Origin of the sequence: Flavobacterium sp. (assembly GCF_028689845.1) — a bacterium.
Lineage (GTDB): Bacteria > Bacteroidota > Bacteroidia > Flavobacteriales > Flavobacteriaceae > Flavobacterium.
Map to the genome: position 1 here is coordinate 35,302 of NZ_JAQVCH010000011.1, position 20,697 is coordinate 55,998.

General features: G+C 34.5%; 17 protein-coding genes. All 17 read left to right on the forward strand.

Annotation, left to right across the window (positions count from 1 at the left end; translation table 11 throughout):
- Genes PHR76_RS06110 through PHR76_RS06190 form a run of 17 tightly spaced genes read left to right on the forward strand, consistent with a single transcriptional unit; the run spans position 1 to position 20,661 of the window.
- The gene (locus PHR76_RS06110) at positions 1-2,475 is read left to right on the forward strand and encodes a tyrosine-protein kinase family protein (protein WP_300059603.1); all 2,475 of its coding nucleotides are present in this window, start codon (positions 1-3) and stop codon (positions 2,473-2,475) included.
- Entirely contained in the window at positions 2,475-3,452 is a 978-nt protein-coding gene (locus PHR76_RS06115) for an SDR family oxidoreductase (protein WP_300059605.1), read from the forward strand. The genes PHR76_RS06110 and PHR76_RS06115 overlap by 1 nt, the downstream gene beginning before the upstream one ends.
- A 16-nt stretch (positions 3,453-3,468) precedes the next feature.
- A complete protein-coding gene (locus PHR76_RS06120) occupies positions 3,469-4,860 on the forward strand; it encodes a UDP-glucose 6-dehydrogenase (protein ID WP_300059607.1) in 1,392 nt (463 codons plus the stop codon).
- A gap of 12 nt (positions 4,861-4,872) precedes the next feature.
- Positions 4,873-6,150, forward strand: a complete 1,278-nt coding sequence (locus tag PHR76_RS06125; RefSeq protein WP_300059609.1) for a nucleotide sugar dehydrogenase — start codon at positions 4,873-4,875, stop codon at positions 6,148-6,150.
- A gap of 55 nt (positions 6,151-6,205) precedes the next feature.
- The gene (rfbB, locus tag PHR76_RS06130) at positions 6,206-7,252 is read left to right on the forward strand and encodes a dTDP-glucose 4,6-dehydratase (protein WP_300059611.1); all 1,047 of its coding nucleotides are present in this window, start codon (positions 6,206-6,208) and stop codon (positions 7,250-7,252) included.
- Between the two features lie 9 nt (positions 7,253-7,261).
- Positions 7,262-8,284 carry an NAD-dependent epimerase gene (locus PHR76_RS06135; RefSeq protein ID WP_300059613.1) on the forward strand — a complete coding sequence of 341 codons (1,023 nt, stop codon included), beginning with the start codon at positions 7,262-7,264 and terminating at the stop codon, positions 8,282-8,284.
- A gap of 1 nt (position 8,285) precedes the next feature.
- Positions 8,286-9,590, forward strand: a complete 1,305-nt coding sequence (locus PHR76_RS06140; RefSeq protein WP_300059615.1) for a flippase — start codon at positions 8,286-8,288, stop codon at positions 9,588-9,590.
- Position 9,591: 1 nt separating this feature from the next.
- Positions 9,592-10,776: a PQQ-binding-like beta-propeller repeat protein gene (locus PHR76_RS06145; protein WP_300059617.1), complete on the forward strand. Its 1,185-nt coding sequence runs from the start codon at positions 9,592-9,594 to the stop codon at positions 10,774-10,776.
- 5 nt (positions 10,777-10,781) lie between these two features.
- Positions 10,782-11,942, forward strand: a complete 1,161-nt coding sequence (locus tag PHR76_RS06150; RefSeq protein ID WP_300059619.1) for a polysaccharide pyruvyl transferase family protein — start codon at positions 10,782-10,784, stop codon at positions 11,940-11,942.
- A gap of 8 nt (positions 11,943-11,950) precedes the next feature.
- On the forward strand, positions 11,951-13,102 hold the full coding sequence (locus tag PHR76_RS06155) for a glycosyltransferase family 4 protein (RefSeq protein ID WP_300059621.1): 1,152 nt from the start codon (positions 11,951-11,953) through the stop codon (positions 13,100-13,102).
- Positions 13,099-14,190 carry a glycosyltransferase gene (locus PHR76_RS06160; protein ID WP_300059623.1) on the forward strand — a complete coding sequence of 364 codons (1,092 nt, stop codon included), beginning with the start codon at positions 13,099-13,101 and terminating at the stop codon, positions 14,188-14,190. Before PHR76_RS06155 ends, PHR76_RS06160 begins: the two co-directional genes overlap by 4 nt.
- A complete protein-coding gene (locus PHR76_RS06165; RefSeq protein ID WP_300059625.1) occupies positions 14,177-15,292 on the forward strand; it encodes a glycosyltransferase in 1,116 nt (371 codons plus the stop codon). Before PHR76_RS06160 ends, PHR76_RS06165 begins: the two co-directional genes overlap by 14 nt.
- Positions 15,289-16,230, forward strand: a complete 942-nt coding sequence (locus PHR76_RS06170) for a GNAT family N-acetyltransferase (protein ID WP_300059626.1) — start codon at positions 15,289-15,291, stop codon at positions 16,228-16,230. The genes PHR76_RS06165 and PHR76_RS06170 overlap by 4 nt, the downstream gene beginning before the upstream one ends.
- A gap of 3 nt (positions 16,231-16,233) precedes the next feature.
- Positions 16,234-17,418, forward strand: a complete 1,185-nt coding sequence (locus PHR76_RS06175; protein ID WP_300059628.1) for a hypothetical protein — start codon at positions 16,234-16,236, stop codon at positions 17,416-17,418.
- Positions 17,411-18,364, forward strand: a complete 954-nt coding sequence (locus PHR76_RS06180; protein WP_300059631.1) for a polysaccharide deacetylase family protein — start codon at positions 17,411-17,413, stop codon at positions 18,362-18,364. Before PHR76_RS06175 ends, PHR76_RS06180 begins: the two co-directional genes overlap by 8 nt.
- 4 nt (positions 18,365-18,368) lie before the next feature.
- Positions 18,369-19,502 (forward strand): hypothetical protein, encoded by a 1,134-nt coding sequence (locus PHR76_RS06185; protein WP_300059633.1) that lies wholly within the window; start codon positions 18,369-18,371, stop codon positions 19,500-19,502.
- A gap of 1 nt (position 19,503) precedes the next feature.
- On the forward strand, positions 19,504-20,661 hold the full coding sequence (locus PHR76_RS06190; RefSeq protein WP_300059635.1) for a glycosyltransferase family 4 protein: 1,158 nt from the start codon (positions 19,504-19,506) through the stop codon (positions 20,659-20,661).
- The last annotated feature ends 36 nt before the right edge of the window (positions 20,662-20,697 follow it).

Below are 20,697 nucleotides of genomic sequence, written 5' to 3' on the forward strand. Positions count from 1 at the left end.
ATGCTTGAATCTAAAGATTTTTCGATATTTGAAAATCAAATTAAATTTGATTTTAAAGGGTTTTTAATTAAAACTATTGGCTACTGGAAATGGTTTGTTATCAGTTGGATTGTTGCCTTCATAATCGCTTATAATGTAAATATTCGAAAAGAAAAAATTTACAAACTTGAAACCACAATTGCGTTAAAAGAAGAGAACAATCCTTTTTTTACGTCTAATACGAGTTTGGTTTTTAATTGGGGAGGGACTTCAGACCAAATTCAAAACCTTGCTGCTTCTTTAAAATCTCGTTCGCATAATGAGATGGTAGTTAATAAACTAGATTTTTATATAGACTACTTAGCAAAAGACGAATATTATTTAAAAGATGTTTATGGACAAGTGCCTTTTGAAGTAAAAATTGACAAATCTAAACCGCAACTGTTAAGTTCTCTTATTGGAATAAAATTTATTTCAGCAACTGAATTTGAGTTGTCTTCAAATTTTGAAAATCCAGATGTGGCAGTCTTTAATTATGAAGCCAATAAAAAATCTTTTACCCAAGTTAATGTGGGTGAATTTAAAAAGATATTTAAGTTTAATGAAGAAATTAATTTACCATTTTTAAATTTAAAAATTATTAAAACACCCACAGCGGGTGATTTTGTTGGAAGATCTTATTTTTTTAAATTTAATAATTTTGATGAAACGGTTCAAAAATATAGACAGATTATTACAAATGTAAATAAAAATGCACCGTCTATTATTGAGTTAAGTTTAGAAGGGACTAATAAAAATAGATTGGTAGCCTATTTAAATGAAACGGTTAATTCTACTATTAACTTGCAATTAGAACGGAAAAACCAATTTGCCACAAATACGATTGCTTTTATTGACAGTACCTTGTTGGCCATGGAAAAAATGTTAAAAGAAAATGAAGATGAAGTAAAACAATTTAGTAAAAACAAAGACTATTATAGCATTAACTCAGGAGGACATCAAATTTCAACACGGTTGTTGGATTTTGAAATTCAAAAAGATGAGGTGTTAAGACAAATGGCCTATTATAGTTCTTTGAATAATTATTTGGTAAAAAGTGTTGATTTTTCAAAGCTACCAGCTCCAACTGTGGCGGGAATTAAAGAACCAAATATAGTTCAAAATGTATCAAAATTAATTGTGCTTTCTACACAAAGGTCTGAAATGGAATATACCATTAAAAACCCAAAAATGTTTAAAGATTTAGATAATGAAATTGAAGCATTAAAGAAAGTTTTGCTAGAGAATATTGCTTCTGTCAAAACAACTTTAGATTATGATTTGAAATTAGTGACAGACAAAATCAAAGAGGCTGAATTGGCGATAAGTAAATTGCCAGAAGAAGAACAGGAGCTACTGAAAATAACAAGAAAATACGATTTAAATAATTCAATTTTCACCAGTTTTCTCGAAAAAAGAAATGAAGCTAATATTGTTAAAGCAGCAAATTTAGCCGATATTAAATTTATTGACCCAGCAAAAGATATTGGTGCTGGACAAATTGGACCGAACACTAAAGTCAATTATGTCTTGGCGTTTTTCTTAGGATTATTTATTCCTTTGATTGCTATTTTAACTATTTTCTTTTTAGAAAATACTATTTTGAATATTGACGATATTAGTAAACTAACCACAATTCCCGTTATCGGAATTGTTGGAATAAAACAAACAACTTCAAATCTAGCCGTTTTTGAAAAACAAAAATCATCTCTGTCAGAATCGTTTAGGGCCATTCGTTCTTCCCTCCAATTTATGTACAAGAAAAATAAAGTTGAAGGAGCAAAAACATTAATGTTAACCTCCTCAATTAGTGGAGAAGGAAAGACTTTTTGTTCTATTAATATGGCTACCGTATTCGCATTGAGTGAGAAAAAAACTATAATTGTAGGTTTGGATTTACGCAAACCCAAAATTTTTGACGATTTTAATATGACAAATAATTTAGGTGCTGTCAACTACCTTATTGGTCAAAATACCTTCGATGAAGTAGTGCAGCATACGCACATTCCTTATTTAGATGTTATATCTTCTGGACCGGTTCCGCCAAATCCATCAGAGTTATTAATTGGTGAAGCGATGGAAGAGTTTATGAAAGAGTTAAAAAGCAGGTATGATTATATTATTCTCGATACGCCACCTGTTGGCTTAGTAGCCGATGCGGTTGAGCTAGCTCCCTATGTGGATGCAACACTTTATATCATTCGACAAAATTACACTAAAAAGGAAATGATTAATTTAATGAATAATCGTTTACAACGGGGTGAGTTGAAAAACATTAGTATTGTTTTTAATGGTTTTGAAAATAGAGCGAGATATGGAACGGGCTATGGTTACGGCTACGGTTATGGCTATGGCTATAGTTATGTTTATGGCAATTACTCCAACGGCTATAATGAGGATTATAAGCCTAAAACGGTACTGGAAAAAATTAAATATTACTTTAAAAAGAAAAGATAATGAAAGAGCAATATTCCATATTAGTTACAGGTGGTGCCGGTTTTATTGGTTCCAATTTATGTGACCATTTTTTGACTAAAGGATATCAAGTAACTTGTTTAGATAATTTTGCTACAGGACATCGGCATAATGTCGAGCCCTTTTTAAAAAATACAAATTTTAAATTAATCGAAGGTGATATTCGCAATTTGGCTACTTGTCACGATGCGGTTAAAGGAATAGATTTTGTGTTACATCAAGCTGCTTTAGGCTCGGTTCCTCGTTCTATAAACGACCCAATTACGACAAATGATGTCAATGTTTCGGGTTTTTTAAACATGTTGGTAGCCGCTAGAGATGCAAACGTAAAACGGTTTGTTTATGCGGCGAGTTCTTCTACTTATGGAGATTCTGAAGCCTTGCCCAAAGTGGAAGACGTTATTGGTAAACCCTTATCTCCATATGCTATTACCAAATATGTCAATGAATTATATGCGGAAATATTTAGTAGAACCTATGGCTTAGAAACGATTGGCCTACGTTATTTTAACGTATTCGGTCGTCGGCAAGACCCTAATGGTGCGTATGCCGCAGTAATTCCTAAATTTGTTATGCAATTAATGAAAGAAGATAGCCCTGTTATTAACGGAGATGGTCTTTTTTCTAGGGATTTTACGTATATTGACAACGTGGTTCAAATGAATGAATTGGCGATGTTAACTTTGAACCCCCAAGCCATTAATACCGTGTTTAACACTGCGTATGGCGACAGAACAACTTTAAATCAAATGGTTAATTTGTTAAAAACCTATTTGGCAAACTATAACCCTAAGATTGCAGAAGTTAATGTTATTTATGGACCAAATCGAGCAGGAGATATTCCGCACTCGTTGGCCAGTATAGAAAAAGCAAAAGAATTATTACACTACCATCCTCAATTTTCGTTCGGAGACGGACTTAAAGAAGCAGTTGATTGGTATTGGCATAATTTACAATAATTTCAATTAGAATAAAATGAGTATTACAAAGATTTGTTGTATTGGAGCAGGTTATGTAGGAGGCCCTACTATGGCAGTGATTGCTCAAAAATGTCCACATATTCAAGTAACTGTGGTCGATTTAAATGAAGAAAGAATAGCTAAATGGAATGATCCCAATGTAGAAAATATTCCTATTTATGAGCCTGGTCTAAGTGAGGTGGTGAAAGAAGCTCGTGGACGAAATTTATTTTTCTCTACGGAAGTAGATAAAGCCATAGATGAAGCCGAAATGATTTTTATCTCCGTGAATACGCCTACTAAAACCTATGGCTCTGGAAAAGGATTAGCAGCCGATTTAAAATATATTGAATTGTGTGCTCGTCAAATTGCACGTGTATCAAAAACTAATAAAATCGTAGTTGAAAAATCCACTTTACCCGTTCGTACTGCCGAAGCGATAAAAAGTATTTTACACAATACTGGAAATGGTGTTAAATATCAAATTTTATCGAATCCTGAATTTTTAGCAGAAGGTACCGCGGTAGATGATTTATTCAATCCAGACCGGGTGTTAATTGGAGGAGATTCTTCGGAAGAAGGAGAAAAAGCAATTCAACAATTAGTGTCTATTTATGCTAATTGGGTTCCAAGAGAACGGATATTAACCACTAATGTGTGGTCTTCGGAATTGTCAAAGTTAGTCGCTAATGCCTTTTTAGCTCAACGCGTTTCTTCGATCAATGCTATATCTGAATTATGTGAAAAAACAGGAGCGAATGTCAATGAAGTCTCTAAAGCTATCGGAATGGATAGCCGTATTGGCCCAAAATTTTTGAAATCCTCGGTTGGTTTTGGAGGTTCGTGTTTTCAAAAGGATATTTTGAACTTGGTTTATATTGCTAAATCATATGGCTTACATGAAGTTGCCGATTATTGGGAGCAAGTCATCATCATGAATGATCATCAAAAAGCACGTTTTGCAAAAAACATTGTTACGACCTTATACAATACGGTAGCCGATAAAAAAATTGCTTTTTTAGGTTGGGCTTTCAAAAAAGATACCAATGATACCCGAGAATCTGCCGCTATTTATGTAGCAAATGATTTATTGTTTGAACAAGCAAAACTGGCGGTTTATGACCCGAAAGTATCTGAAAAGCAAATGTTAGTTGATTTAGACTACCTTCAAACCAGAATCCCAGAAGAGAATAAAAAATTAGTCAAAGCGTATCAAGATCCTTATCAAGCTTGTGAAGGAGCTCATGCCATCGCAATACTCACCGAATGGGACGAGTTTAAAAACTACGATTGGCAAAAAATTTATGAAAATATGAATAAGCCAGCCTTTGTTTTTGATGGTAGAAATTTGTTGGATAAAGAAATGCTAACCCAAATTGGATTTAAATACCAAGCAATTGGTTCATAAAACAAGATTAAAATGAGTATAAAAATTGGAGTAATTGGTTTGGGATATGTGGGCTTGCCTTTAGCGAGATTATTTGCCACCAAGTATCCTGTTGTAGGATTTGATATTAATCAAAAAAGGGTAGAAGAACTCAATTCAGGGTTAGATAATACGTTAGAAATTGAAGAAGATTTGCTAAAATCTGTTTTAGTAAAGGAGCCGCTACAATCCAATGGATTATTTTGTTCTACTAATTTAGAAGACATAAAGAATTGCAATTATTATATTGTTACCGTTCCAACGCCTGTTGATAAGAATAATCGTCCCGATTTAACGCCTTTGTATAAATCGAGTGAAACGGTTGGAAAAGTACTTAAAATTGGAGATATAGTGGTATATGAATCTACAGTATATCCTGGAGCCACGGAAGAGGAATGTATTCCTGTACTTGAAAAATTTAGCGGTTTGAAATTTAATGTTGATTTTTTTGCAGGTTACTCACCAGAGCGAATTAATCCAGGCGATAAAGAACATACGGTAGAAAAAATTTTAAAAGTTACCGCTGGTTCTACTCCAGAAATTGGAATAGTTGTGAATGATTTATATAAATCGGTTATCACAGCCGGAACACATTTGGCTCCTACCATTAAAGTAGCAGAAGCGGCCAAAGTCATTGAGAATTCACAACGCGACATCAACATTGCCTTTGTGAATGAATTAGCCAAAATTTTTAATATCTTAAACATAGATACGCATGATGTGCTAGAAGCTGCGGGAACAAAATGGAATTTTCTTCCTTTTAAACCCGGATTAGTAGGCGGACATTGCATTGGCGTTGACCCCTATTATTTAGCTCAAAAAGCTCAAGAAGCAGGATATCATCCTGAAATTATTTTAGCAGGAAGACGTTTAAACGATAGCATGGGCGAATATGTCGCTTCGCAAGTGGTGAAGTTGATGATTAAAAAAGGAATCACTGTTAATAAAGCCAAATTATTGATGTTGGGAATTACTTTTAAAGAAAATTGTCCCGACGTTCGCAATACCAAAATTGTGGATGTCATTGCTGCCTTAATGGATTACGGTATCGATGTGTCTCTATATGATCCTTGGGCCAATCCTGCCGAAGTAAAACATGAATATAATTTAACCACTTCAAGAACATTGCCTACTGAAAAGTATGATGCAATTGTTTTAGGCGTTTCTCATAAAGAATTTTTATCGCTCGATTTACAAAATTTAAAAAATGAAAATGCGGTGGTATATGATGTAAAAGGCATTTTGAAGTCCGGAGTGGATGGGAAACTTTAATTAGTTATGAGTTTTGAATTATGAGTAGTTTTTGAGAAATAAAAAACAGAAGTTGATGAGTAAAATTTTAATTACTGGAGGGGCAGGTTTTATTGGTTCACATGTGGTGAGGCGTTTTGTGATGAACTATCCGAACTACCAAATTTTTAATTTGGACGCGTTGACCTATGCCGGTAATTTAGAAAATATTGCTGATATTGAGCAGGCTCCGAATTACACCTTTATCAAAGGGGATATTACCGAAGCTGCTTTTATTGAGGCTCTTTTTCAGCATCACCAATTTGATGGCGTTATTCATCTAGCGGCCGAATCGCATGTAGACCGTTCAATTACAGACCCGTTAGCTTTTGTAAAAACAAATGTCATTGGCACCATGAATTTGTTGAATGCGGCTCGAGAAAGTTGGAAAAATAATTTTGCTGGCAAACGTTTTTATCATATTTCTACCGATGAGGTGTATGGTTCGTTGGGTGCAACGGGTTTGTTTACCGAAAGCACCGCTTATGATCCGAATTCGCCTTATTCAGCCTCCAAAGCCAGTTCTGACCATTTTGTGCGAGCGTATGGCGAAACCTATGGTTTGCCCTATGTGATTAGCAATTGTTCTAATAATTATGGCCCCAATCATTTTCCAGAAAAATTGATTCCGCTTTTTATACACAACATCATTTCAAATAAACCTTTGCCTGTTTATGGAGATGGAAAATATACACGTGATTGGTTGTTTGTTTTAGACCATGCCAGAGCCATTGATTTGGTATTTCATGAAGGAATAAATCACGAAACCTATAATATTGGTGGTTTTAACGAATGGCAAAATATTGATTTGGTGAAGTTGTTATGCCAAAAAATGGATGTCAAATTGAATCGGTCACCCGGTACCTCGGTCCAATTGATTACGTATGTAAAAGACAGACCCGGACACGATTTGCGGTATGCTATTGACGCAACCAAAATTGAAAGCACCTTAGGATGGCGGCCTTCGGTTACTTTTGAAGAAGGTCTTGAGCAAACCATTGATTGGTATTTAGCCAATGAAGCGTGGTTGGCTAATGTCACTTCGGGTGAATACCAACAGTACTATGAACGACAATATTCGTAAATAAAAAAGATGAAAATATTAGTTACAGGAGCAGCCGGTTTTATCGGGTACCACTTATGCGAGCAGTATCTCGCACAAGGATATCATGTAGTGGGGTTGGACAACCTTAACGACTATTATGATGTCAATTTAAAATATGGACGATTAACGCAACTGGGTTTTAACCAATCGGAGATTAAACCAAAAGTACTGGTTGAAAGTAGGCTACATGGCAATCAATGTACTTTTATCCAATTAGATTTAGAAGATAAAGAAGGTATTGCCCATTTATTTTCAATTGAAAAATTTGATTTAGTTTGCAATTTAGCCGCACAAGCAGGTGTGCGTTACAGTTTAGAGCAGCCTTTTCAATATGTAGACAGCAACGTCACTGGGTTTTTATCGATTCTAGAAAGCTGTCGTCATTTTGGCGTTAAAAAATTAATTTATGCTAGTAGTTCAAGTGTTTACGGCTTGAACGAAAAAATTCCTTTTTCGGTGCATGACAATGTAGATCATCCGATTAGTTTGTATGCAGCTACGAAAAAAACGAATGAATTAATGGCTTATACATACAGTCATTTGTTTGAAATACAAATGGTTGGACTTCGATTTTTTACGGTTTATGGCCCTTGGGGAAGACCTGATATGGCCATGTTTTTGTTTACCGATGCCATTTTAAATAATCGTCCGATTCAAGTATTTAATGAAGGAAACCTTTCCCGTGATTTTACGTATGTAAATGATATTGTTGGCGGAATGATGACTATTACGGAAGCTTTCGAAAATAATAAAATTTCAGCTCCCTATAGCTTGTATAACATCGGAAACAGCAAACCTGTTCCATTACTTTCGTTTATCCAAGCCATTGAAAAAGCCACAGGAAAAACAGCTATCAAAGAAATGTTGCCGATGCAACCCGGAGATGTTGAACGCACTTGGGCTGATGTTACAGGTTTAATTCAAGACTTTAATTACACACCCATTACTTCTGTAGAAGAAGGAGTAGCCGCTTTTGTAAATTGGTATAAAGGATATTACAACGTAAAATAAAATGGCAACTTTTTTAAGTGATTTAGTGCGGGTTGGATTTTCCAAATTGAATATAATTATTTTTGGAGTAGGCACTTCTATTGCCACGGCACGTTTACTTACACCTGAACAAAACGGAATTATAGCCACTTTATTAGTATATCCTTCCTTGTTTATGGTTTTGGGTTCTATGGGAATCAGGCAGTCGACAACCTATTTTGTTGGAAAAGAAATTTATTCGTTAGACCGAATTAAAAATGCAGTGACCCAAATTTGGCTGATTACTTCATTGGTGAGTATGGTTATTTGTTATTTTTTATTCGTCTTTTTATCTAAAAACATTCCGGATTATACGTTGGTTTTTGTGTCTATTTCATGTATTCCATTTAGTTTACATAATACATATTGCTCTGGAATTTTCTTAGGGAAAAATGAAATTAAAGAATTTAATAAGATCAATTGGATTCCAAATCTCATCACATTTATAACCACTATTTCGTTAATCTATTTTTTAGATTTAGAAATTCTTGGAGCCATGTTGGCTTATCTATTTGGTCATTTAGCCATCTTTATTGCCCTAATCGTAAAAAAAGATAATCTTCATCTTAAAAGTTTTTCTTTTGAGACCGAAGTAATCAAAAAGATGCTTTCCCTTGGATTGGTCTATGCTTTTGCATTACTTATTATCAATTTGAATTATAAAATTGACGTCGTTTTATTAGAAAACTTAAGTACCTCTTACGAACTTGGAATTTATTCTAAAGGAGCAAGCATCGTACAATATTTATGGCAAATTCCATTGATATTTAGTTCAATCGTTTTTGCACGTAGTGCTATTTCTAAAGACGGAAATGCATTTTCTGTAAAGGTAGCTCACTTATTACGACTTTCTTTAATTGCAGTCGGATTGATCGCCTTATTTTTGATGATTTTGTCAAAACCAATTATTTTATTATTATACGGAAATCAATTTCTAGAAAGTGTTTCTGCCATGCAAATTTTGTTGCCAGGTGTTGTTTTACTAACCGTTTTTAAAGTAATGAATATGGATTTGGCAGGCAAAGGAAAGCCTTTTATTGCCATGAAGGCTATGATAGTGCCATTAGTATTTAATATTGGGTTAAACTTTTATTTCATCCCTCGTTATGGTTCAGATGGAGCGGCGATTTCATCAACGATTTCCTATTCCTTGGCTTCTTTGTTCTTTTTACATTTTTACAGTAAAGAGACAGGTATACCTATAAAAGCGATTTTCAATTATAAAAAAGCAGATTTTGAACCAGTAATACAAATTGTGAATAAAATCACATCCAAAATAAAAAAGTAATATGTTTTTATTCGATAAAGAAAAAACTGGACGAATTCCTTCTCAGCATATTTTCGCTGAAAAGCCAACAGAAGAATGGAAAATTACTTTTAAACAAGAACCTATTCGATGTGCCGAGTCTACGCCTGTTATTGATAAAAAAGGTAATTTGTATTTTGGTTCGCATAATGGTTCTATTTATTGCATGAGTCCAGAAGGAGAAATCAAATGGCAATTTGTGACCGAATATAAAGTGTATTCTAGTCCGCTGTTAGTTGATGACAAGTTATATATTGGCTGCAACATGTCAACCTTATTATCTTTAAATTTAGAAGGAGAATTGGTTTGGAAATACGATGGTTATTTGGCTTTTGCCAAACAATCTAAATTGAAACGATTGTTCATCAATGGTTTCAATTATTTGAAATACGATTATGAATTTAAAAAATTCATGAAAATCAATACGTGGACTTCCCCGAATTTAGTAGGGAAAGATGCTATCGCTTTTGTGTTTTATGGATTAGGTTTGGTTTTGTTAGATAAGAATTCTGGAGCTGTTCGTTGGCAAAAAGATCTTGGTAGTCCCTCTTTTCATTTGGCGGGAGTTGCTGTAACAACGGATAACGGAATGGATAAAATTGCGGTTTGTGGTCAAAATAGTGGCTTGCATTTATTTGATGAAAACGGAAAATTACTTTGGAATAACAAGGCTTTTTCAGGAAGCAATGCGTGGGCAAATCCTTCTATAGACCCAGAAGAACAATGCATTTATCATTCAGAAAGTTTCTATAATAAAAAAAGTGTCGTCTATAAAACCGATTTAAACGGAAAGATACTTTGGAAGCAACAATTTCCATTTGGTTGCAGAGCTTCCATCGCGATTAGTCGAAAGAATTATGTAGTTTTTTTAGGACTTAATGGAACGGTTTATCTATTGGACAAGGCAACTGGAGCCGAATTGTTTTCGCAACCTATTGCCTCTAAAGATAGAGGTTTGTGGACTTCGCCGTCATTAATGGCCAATGACCACATCCTAATCAATACCAAAAAAACGGTTCAAAAAGGGTCACTTATTTGTTTGTCTGAAAAAGCAGAAACAGTTTGGGAAATAAATTATGCGAAAGCCTTATCGGTTCCTGTGATTGATGCAAATGGCAACTTATATACGGCAACTTGGGCAGGCGACTTTTATAAATTTAAAAAATAAGGAAAATGAAAATTGGAATTTTAACGTATCACCACGTCATAAATGATGGAGCTGTTTTACAAACACTTGGGCATGTTTATACGCTGAATGAATTGTTTCCAAATGCTATTGTTGAGGTAATTGATTATCGCCATAAATCGATTGAAAAAATTGAAAAAAGAGAGGCCTTTAAATCACTTTTAAAATTAAAAAAAGATGGGTTTTCTAAAATTAAAAAATATTATAGTTTTAAAAAATTTGTTTCAGAATTACTTCCTCTTTCAAAAGATTATTTAACATCAGATAATCTTAAAGAAGCTACTGATTTTATCAACAAGCAAAATTATGATTTCGTTATTGTTGGAAGTGATGAAGTTTGGAAGATTTTGGACAGAAAATTTGCGAGACATTTTCCAAATATTTATTGGTTACCAAAAGAAATAAAAGCAAAACGAATAGCATCAGCCGCTTCCGCTAATGGCTCCAAGCCTTCGTTATTAGAAGACTCTAAAACTAGAGAAGAAATAAAAGACATTGTTTCTGGTTTTCATAAGATTGCAACTAGAGATCAATATACCTATAATTTGATAAAAGGAATTGATGAAAATATAGATGTTTATCAGGTTCCAGATCCAACTTTCGGAGTAGAATGGGAAGCAAAAGGAGTCAAAGAAAAGCTTGTTAAAGTAGGTGTTGATTTTAAAAGAAAACGCTTCGCCATGAATTTAAGTTCTAATAGTCTTGAATTTGACAAAGCATCTGAGCAAATATTTAATTATGCCCAAAAGAATAATATACAATTAGTAGGAATTGGTCAATACAATAAATATTGTGAAATTAATTTTTCTGATGTACTGAATTCGTTAGAATGGGCAACGTGTTATCAATATTTTGATTTTTGTGTGACTGACCGTTTTCATTCAACTATTTTTAGTGTGAAGAATAATATTCCTTTTTTAGTTATAGAGTCTACCAAAAAATATCCTACTGCTCACAAAGGTAAAATTTTTGATTTATTAACTAAAATGGATATAATAGAACACCATCAATTTTATGCAAAAGAAGTGGATTTTGAAAATAAAATCATTAAATTATTATCAGATTTTGAAGCATCCGCATTAAAAGAAAAAGTGAACGAAATGAAAAGTCAATTCAGAAATCACTTGATGAAAGCAATTGAATCATAAAAAATGTTTTGAAAAAAATTCTCTACATACTCGATACTTTTGAGACAGGAGGAGCTGAAAAAAGCCTGCTCGATGTCGCTCGTCATAACCAAGCTGTCGAGTCGGTCTTTGTTACTATTTATGAAGGTAATACGCTCGCAACTGTTGCAGAAGACGCAGGTATCAAAGTATATCAGCTCAATTTAAAAGATAAATATAGTTTTTCTAAAGCAGCTCAATTACTCAACCCAATTATTGAAGAAGAGAAACCTGATTTAATTCACGCCACACTTTTTCGTTCCGATATCATCTCCAGAAAACTTAAAAATCACTTTGCAATTCCGTTAGTTTCAAGCTTAGTCAATAATTCCTATGTAGCGGAACGCTATTCAAAATTAGGTTTTGTTGGAAAATTAAAATTGTATGGAATTCAGTATTATGATGCAATGACAGCCAAAAAAGTAGATTTTTTTATTTCTAACTCAGAAACCATCAAACAATCGAATGCGAAAGTTTTAGGTTTGAATTTGAATAAAATAAAAGTTATTTTTAGAGGTAGAGAATTTTCAAAGTTTCAATCAGTTGATAAAACAGCAATTGATTCATTAAAAGCAGAATTTGACTTAACGGATGAAAATAAAGTGTTTTTAAATGTGAGTCGCTTGTTAGACAGGAAAGGACAATTGGATTTAATTGAAGCCGTTGCTAAAATCAAACCTAGTTTTCCAAATCTTCGCGTTTTAATAGCTGGCGAAGGACCATTTCGTCTGCAATTAGAAGCTGCAATTAAACAAAGCAAATTAGAAAATACGATTTCATTATTGGGAAATAGAAATGATATTCCAAACCTTTTAAAATTAGCAGATGCTTTCGTTTTTCCAACGCATTATGAAGGATTACCAGGGGCATTAATTGAAGCCATGATGAGTGAATGTACTATTATTTGTTCGGATATTGATGAAAATAAAGAATGTGCTACTGCTTCAGAAGTACTTTTCTTTGCAAAAGGCAATCCTGTTGATTTGGTTGAGAAAATGAAAGTAGTACTTGAAAATCCTACTGCTTTTATCAACTTAGGTAAAAAAGCAAAAGAGCAAGCTTTTCAAAAATTTAGCATCGAAAAAGTTGTCGAACAATACAACGAATGTTATTCGCAAGTCATTAAAAATTTTACTAAATGACGATTTTCCAACTCATTCAAAAACCGCAAATGCGTGGGGCCGAAATGTTTGCCGCTCAATTGGCTACAGAATTGACTGCTAAAGGACATCATGTTCTTTTGATATCACTTTTTCCAGGCGATTCACAGTTGCCCTTTCTAGGACAACATATTCTACTCAATCGACCACAACACAAACGGTGGAATGATTTAGAGGGATGGAGAAATTTGGCTAAATTAATTGAGCAATACCAACCGGACGTGATTCAGTGCAATGCCGGAGATACCTTAAAGTTTGCCGTGTTGTCTAAATTGACAAACAGATGGAAAACCCCTATTATCGCTAGAAATGCGAGTATGGTGAGTGCCTACATTACTAATCCAATCACCAAATGGATTAATCGGTTTTTGTATCGTAAAACCAAAGCAATTATTTCGGTGTCGCAACTTTCTGCTCAAGATATTAACCAACTTTTCCCAGAAACTAAATCCAAAACCAGTGTGATTCCTGTAGGAATTAATCTACCGAATTTACAACCGGTGTCTTGGCAAAACAGTCCTAAAAGCGAAATTAATCTAATTCACGTGGGCGGATTCTCCTTTGAAAAAAACCATGTGGGATTATTTTCTATTTTTCAAAAATTTTTAAAGGAAAAACCGAATTCGCACCTTCATTTGTTAGGAGATGGCCCACTTCGCAAAGAAATGGAGGAAAAAATCACGCAATTGGGTTTGCAAAATGCGGTAACATTTTATGGCTTTACTTCCCAAGTGATGGATTATATTCATCAAGCGGATGTTCTGCTTCTGCCCAGCATTATTGAAGGGTTGCCCGGTGTTTTGTTGGAAGCCATGTACGCTGAAACACCCGTTGTGGCGTATAATGTAGGCGGTATTTCAGAAATTGTTTTCCCAAATGAAACGGGTTATCTACTTGAAAAGGGAGATGAAGCCGGCTTTGTCAAGGCAATTTTAGATGCGGTACAAACAGCGAACACCTCGGTTATTGTTAAAAATGCCAAAGAACTCGTTGTAGAAAAATTTAATAATAGCTACCTTGCTATGCGGTTTGAACAAGTTTATAAATCTGTTTTACATGACAAAAATTAAAGTTCTTCATATCATCAAATCCTTAGGTCGTGGCGGAGCAGAAATGTTGTTGCCCGAAACGCTTAAAAAACATGACCAAGATGTTTTTGAATTTCATTATATTTACTTTTTGCCTTGGAAAAATCAAATGGTGCAAGCACTAGAAGACGCAGGAGGAAAAGTAAGTTGTTTCTCTGCCAAGAATAATTTGCAATTACTTTTGCAATACAAAAATATTATACGCTATTGCAAAGAACACCAAATTCAATTGATTCATGCTCATTTGCCCTGGGCTGGTTTTGTGAGTCGGTTAGTACATAAGATGAGTGGAATCCCAGTTTTATATACGGAGCATAATATGCAAGAACGCTATCATTTTTTGACTAAATTTATCAATAAATTGACTTTTACTAGTCAATCTCTTGGAATAGGCGTTTCGGACGATGTAACCAATTCTATTACTCGAAATATTAACCCATCGATTCCAGTGCAAACGGTTTTAAATGGTGTTAATACGGATAGTTTTAAACGAGTTGGAACTACTCAAAATTCGATGATACGAAACCAATTTGGCATTCCGTTGGATGCTTTTGTGGTGGGAACAGTAGCTGTTTTTCGATTTCAAAAACGATTGGATTTGTGGTTAGAAATTATGCAAAAAGCGATTGAAAAAGACGCCAATATCTATGGGATAATTGTAGGTGCTGGACCGCTGCAACCTGAAATTGAACAAAAACATAAAGAATTAGGTTTAGAAGGAAAAGTGTTTTTCGCAGGATTACAAACCGAAGTAAAACCGTATTATGAGGCGATGAATAGCTTTATGATGTGTTCGTCTTTTGAAGGATTGCCGATTGCCTTGTTGGAAGCGATGAGTATGGAATGTGCCATTATCACTACGGATGCAGGAGGAATTAAAGAAGTAATTCGCGATAATCAAGATGGAGTAGTAGTAGGAGTTGAACAATGGCAACGGTTGACAGAAAAAGTAATTGAGATAAAAAATGATACTACAAAATGTACCACTTTACAAAAAGCAGCTCGCGAAAGAGCGATTGCCTCGTTTAGTATGGATGCGATGATTTTAACCTTAGAGAATTTATATACCAACTACGCAAAATGATCATTCGTCAAGCCAATATAGAAGACAAACCAGCTATTGTTGAACTATTGAAAGAGAGTTTGGGCGAATCATTGCTTAAAAAATCTACAACTATTTGGGATTATAAACATGTGGATAATCCATTTGGCGAATCGTATGTTCTTCTTGCTGAAGAAAATGGAGAATTTATTGGCGTTCGAGCATTTATGTCATGGAAATGGCAAATTGGAAAGCAAGTTTGGCAAGCTTATCGTGCCGTGGATACGGCCACACATCCTAATCACCAAGGAAAAGGGATTTTTAAAAAATTGACTTTACAAGCATTAGCTGATGTGGGTGCCAAACAAGATTGTTTTATTTTTAATACACCCAACGAAAAAAGCAGACCCGGTTATTTGAAAATGGGCTGGGAGTCTTTGGGTAAAATTTCGATTGCTTTAGTTCCTTCGTTGGTTTATACCTTAGGCAGTTTTTTGAATAATGGGAAGAAGTATTTACAACCTTTGTCTGTTTCTGAACTAGATAAAATTTGTGAAAAACATAATAAAGAATTAGAAGGTACGGGTCAACTGTTTACTCCAAAATCACCTGCCTATTTGGCTTGGCGATATGAAAATAATCCAATGCAACCCTATCAAATTTTGACAGGAAATAATTGGTATGTGGCTGTTTATCAAAAAAAACATCGTTATTTTACAGAATTACGAATTGCAGAAGTGATTGGTGGTAACACTAAAGCAACTCGAAAAGAAATAAAAGCCGTAGTCACGCATTTAGCTTTGAAGAATAAATGCCTGCTTATTTCTACAACCGAGAAGAATTTGTTCTCCTTGAAGTATTTTGGAGCTATTGGTCCAATTTTAACTTGTAGAGATTTAACTGCAGAAAAAGAAATTTTAACTAAATCAAAACAAGCCCAAACTTGGCATTATGCCATGGGCGATTTAGAATTGTTTTAAGCCATGGATATTTTACTTGTTTTTATCGTTTTATTCATCTTAACACAAGTACTGCTTGGTAGTTTAGCTCGTAAACACCCGTTTATGAACACGAAAATGTTGAACTACTTATATTTTTATCATTTGTTATTCTTTTTGGTCTATTATACCTACACATTATTTAGTCCTTCCGATTCAAAACAGTATTATTATGTAGCAAGTAAAATTGGAAATGATTGGCCTGAATTGTTTGAAAGTGGGACTAATTTTATTAATTTTTTAGCTTCTCCATTTGTGCAAGCGGGACTCTCGTATGAATCGTTAATGCTTATTTTTTCTTGGTTTGGCTATGTAGGATTTGTTTATGCGTACCTTTTTATGCGTGAAAACATTCCTGTCGACGTGAAAATTTTTGGCAAATATGATTTACTTACGGTCTTATTGTTTTTGCCCAATATGCATTTCTGGACGGTTTCTTTAGGAAAAGGATCCGTTATTTTTATGGGGTTAATGATTTTTACCTATGCGGTAAAATTGCCTTTTAAACGCATGCCGTTGTTAATCATTGGTGGTTTTTTTGTGTACATGGTTCGGCCACACGTGATGCTTTTTATGTTGGTTGCTGTGATGGCTGGGTTGTGGTTTGGAAAAGCTAAAATGAGTTCTGGATTAAAATTTTTAATGATTGTTGCTTCTATTGGTTTTTTAGCCGCCGCAAGTAATTCTATTTTAGCAGTAGCTAATTTGGAGAATTCAGAAAACGTAATCACTGATTTTGAGGTTTTTGCAGATGCTCGTTCTATTGGTTTGTCCGAAAGTGCAGGTTCTGGTGTGGGGATGACAAATTATCCATTACCTGTCAAATTATTTACGTTTTGGTTTCGGCCACTTTTTGTGGATTCACCTGGATTTTTAGGAATTTTTAGTTCCTTTGAAAATTTACTCTATTTAATTTTATTCGCTAAAATTTGCAACAAACGATTTTTACGCTTTTTCAGAAAATCGGTGTATATGGTCAAGATGTCTGCCATTGCGTTTTTACTGACTTCCTTTGCCATGACCTTTGTAATGTCTAACTTAGGAATTATCATGCGACAAAAATCGATGGTGATGTATTTTGCTTTTTTTGTCATTTATTACTTTTTAGCTCAAGAGCAATATGATAAACAACAACAACTTATAATTTTAAATCAAACCGCAAATGAATAAAGGAAAATTAGTTATTTCACTTGATTTTGAATTGGTTTGGGGTGTGTTTGACCATATTACACTTTCAGATAAAGTGACTTATTTTGACAATACACGAAACGTATTACCCAAAATGCTTGCCTGTTTTGAGAAATATAAGATGGAAGTGACTTGGGCAACAGTAGGAATGCTTTTTAATGAAAACTGGGAGGAATGGATGACCCATGTGCCTGAGCAAAAACCCACTTATTCTAATTTAAATTTAGATGCGTATGCCTACGGTATAAATCATCAAAAAAGCGGTTTAGACCGATTCTTTTTTGCACCTGAGTTAATTAGAGCAATCCAACAAACACCAGGTCAAGAACTAGCTTCGCACACCTATTCCCATTACTATTGTTTGGAAGAAGGACAAACGAAAGAGCAATTTGAACAAGATTTAGATTTAGTCATTAAAATGGCAAAAAAAGCAAAGACAAGTATGCAATCGCTTGTTTTTCCTAGAAACCAATGGAATCAAGCCTATTTAGAAAGCTGTTTACAATCGGGTTTGACACAAGTGCGTTCCAATCCGGCTGTTTGGTTTTGGAACAATCCTAATCAAGCGTCTTTGGTTACCAAATTATTCCGTACAGGCGATGCCTATTTACCTTTAAGTTCCATGGTTTATGGAACAGAACACGTAAAAACAACCACGGTAACAGCTCAGCCTGCTAGCCGATTCTTGCGACCACATCATCGTTTTTCGATAGCCAATACACTCCGTTTACAACGGATAAAAAACGAAATGACTATCGCAGCTCAACAAGATAAAGTTTATCATTTGTGGTGGCACCCGCATAATTTTGGTGATTATCCCGAAGCATCGATGCAAGCCTTAACGGAAATAGCCCTCTTATATCAAGTTTTAAACGAACAATACGGAATGCAATCGGTCAGTATGGCCAATTTGCCTTTACAACTTTAATCCCTTGACAAATTCTGCTATCAAAAATTTCTTTTCCACCTTTTGGATTTCTTTACAAAATCCGCAAAGTTTGGTTTTTAAAGGGGTGTTGTTGTGTTGGCATTTGCTTTTTGTCTTGGTAGCTTGGAATGACCGGGTTAAAAGAGGGATTTCAGATGCTCATTTTTATTGGGCAGAAAACCACACTATTGCAGATAAATCTTGGTTTTCCTTTTTTTATTATGGTTCTGATTTATTAGTTTTCTTCAATTATCCTTTTATTAAATTGGGAGTGCCTTTTTGGTGGGGATTTCTTCTCTATGGAATCCTGGGCTATTTTGCAATTTTGAAGTTTGTAGAATGGATTAGCTTGCTTTTTGGCACTAGATTTCAAGTGGGTTCATTCAATATATTACTTTTGCTTTTTTTTTGGCCTAATTTGCATTATTGGACCGCTGTTTTAGGAAAAGAACCCCTTGTTTTTTGGAGCTTAGTCGTTCTTTTTTTAGGAATCACCAAACAACAATTTCGAAATTTTTCCTTTTGGATTGCTGTTTTAGTCTTGTTTGCTATTCGTCCACACGTTGGTTTATTGTTGTTAGTAGCCGGAACAACGGCCTATTTAATAACCGGAAAGGAATCACTTTTTTCTAAAGCTAAAAAAGCTTTTTTGTTGATTCCAATTGGCCTCTTGTTATTTTATATGGTGTTACAACTTAGTAAAATTCGTTATTTTAATTGGGATCGCATACTGCGTTTTAATCGCGGGTCATTAGTCTCTTTTGATGATTCGGGTTCCTATGTTCCGATGGAAACCTATACCGTTTTTTATCGTGTTGTTTCTTTTTTCTTCCGTCCTTTTTTATGGGAAGCCTATGATTTTAAAACCCTATTAGTTGGTGTCGATAATTTGATTTATTTACTCTTTCACGCTGTGGCCATTGGGCTGCTTATTTGCAATTTTTCAAAATTAAAAGCACTGCAACTCCCAATGTGGTTTTATACTGCCGTAATTTTTACGTTACTTTGCGGATTCATTTTTATTTTTCGCTATGCCAATTTGGGTATTTTTATGCGAACAAAAATAATGTATGCTCCTTTTATGGCCGTAGCTTTGCTGTGGATCATGCGGGAAATAAAAAACGTAAATAAAAGCTAGCTTGGAAGCAACTCAAAAAAAACTCATTCGAATTACCACCGTTCCTTTATCATTGGATAAATTGTTAGAAGGGCAATTAAAGTATATGCAAAATCACTATAACGTGATTGCGATTTCATCTGAAAAAGACTATTTGGAAAAAATCGGAAAAAGAGAAGGTGTAAAAACGCATCATTTAGAAATGACTCGTCAAATTACACCACTAAAAGATTTGTTGGCTCTTTTAAAACTAACCTGGTTTCTGATTCAAACCAAACCAGAAATTGTTCATTCGCACACTCCTAAAGCTGGAATTGTTGGCATGATGGCTGCTTTTTTAGTTCGAGTGCCTAATCGTTTCCATACTGTGGCAGGTTTGCCGCTACTTGAAGAAAAAGGAAAAAAAAGAAAAATTTTAGATTTTGTTGAAAAACTAACCTATTTCTTTGCAACCAAAGTTTATCCCAATTCAAACGGATTAAAAGAAATTATTTTAGCGAATGGCTATTGTAAACCAACAAAATTGAAAGTTTTAGCTAATGGCAGTACTAATGGTATAAACACAAATTATTTTTCTCCAAACCATTTTACTTTTGCTCAAAAAGAAGCCTTAAAAGAGCAATGGGGCATTAAAGAGACCGATTTTGTCTATATTTTTGTGGGGCGTTTAGTCACCGATAAAGGGATTAATGAATTAGTCGCTGCTTTTAAAAAGCTAAAGCTAAATCATGCCAATGCAAAATTGCTTTTAGTTGGGCCGCTAGAAACCGCATTAGACCCTTTGCTTTCCACAACACTGGAAGCGATTGAAAATGTAAAAGAAATTATTTCCGTTGGTTATCAACAAGATGTTCGCTTGTTTTTTGCCATTGCCAATTGTTTGGTTTTTCCGAGTTATCGTGAAGGTTTTCCGAATGTGGTGATGCAAGCCGGAGCGATGGGTTTGCCTTCGATTGTTTCGGATATTAATGGGTGTAATGAAATTATTATTCCACATGAAAATGGTGTAATTATTCCCTCTAAGGATGAAAAAAAACTATTGGAAGCGATGATTGCCTTGAAGGAAAACAAGGCTTATTATGAAAAATTGCAACTAAATGCTCGCCCTATGATTGTTAATCGGTATGAGCAGAAAGTGGTTTGGGAAGCGTTGTTGAAGGAATATGAAGGGGTGGATTAACGATTGCTGATTTTTGATTATTTTGGAGGATGGAAC

Coding starts and splice junctions, on each gene's coding strand:
- PHR76_RS06110 (WP_300059603.1), top strand. CDS start 1: ATGCTTGAATCTAAAGATTTTTCGATATTTGAAAATCAAATTAAATTT.
- PHR76_RS06115 (WP_300059605.1), top strand. CDS start 2,475: ATGAAAGAGCAATATTCCATATTAGTTACAGGTGGTGCCGGTTTTATT.
- PHR76_RS06120 (WP_300059607.1), top strand. CDS start 3,469: ATGAGTATTACAAAGATTTGTTGTATTGGAGCAGGTTATGTAGGAGGC.
- PHR76_RS06125 (WP_300059609.1), top strand. CDS start 4,873: ATGAGTATAAAAATTGGAGTAATTGGTTTGGGATATGTGGGCTTGCCT.
- rfbB (WP_300059611.1), top strand. CDS start 6,206: ATGAGTAAAATTTTAATTACTGGAGGGGCAGGTTTTATTGGTTCACAT.
- PHR76_RS06135 (WP_300059613.1), top strand. CDS start 7,262: ATGAAAATATTAGTTACAGGAGCAGCCGGTTTTATCGGGTACCACTTA.
- PHR76_RS06140 (WP_300059615.1), top strand. CDS start 8,286: ATGGCAACTTTTTTAAGTGATTTAGTGCGGGTTGGATTTTCCAAATTG.
- PHR76_RS06145 (WP_300059617.1), top strand. CDS start 9,592: ATGTTTTTATTCGATAAAGAAAAAACTGGACGAATTCCTTCTCAGCAT.
- PHR76_RS06150 (WP_300059619.1), top strand. CDS start 10,782: ATGAAAATTGGAATTTTAACGTATCACCACGTCATAAATGATGGAGCT.
- PHR76_RS06160 (WP_300059623.1), top strand. CDS start 13,099: ATGACGATTTTCCAACTCATTCAAAAACCGCAAATGCGTGGGGCCGAA.
- PHR76_RS06165 (WP_300059625.1), top strand. CDS start 14,177: ATGACAAAAATTAAAGTTCTTCATATCATCAAATCCTTAGGTCGTGGC.
- PHR76_RS06170 (WP_300059626.1), top strand. CDS start 15,289: ATGATCATTCGTCAAGCCAATATAGAAGACAAACCAGCTATTGTTGAA.
- PHR76_RS06175 (WP_300059628.1), top strand. CDS start 16,234: ATGGATATTTTACTTGTTTTTATCGTTTTATTCATCTTAACACAAGTA.
- PHR76_RS06180 (WP_300059631.1), top strand. CDS start 17,411: ATGAATAAAGGAAAATTAGTTATTTCACTTGATTTTGAATTGGTTTGG.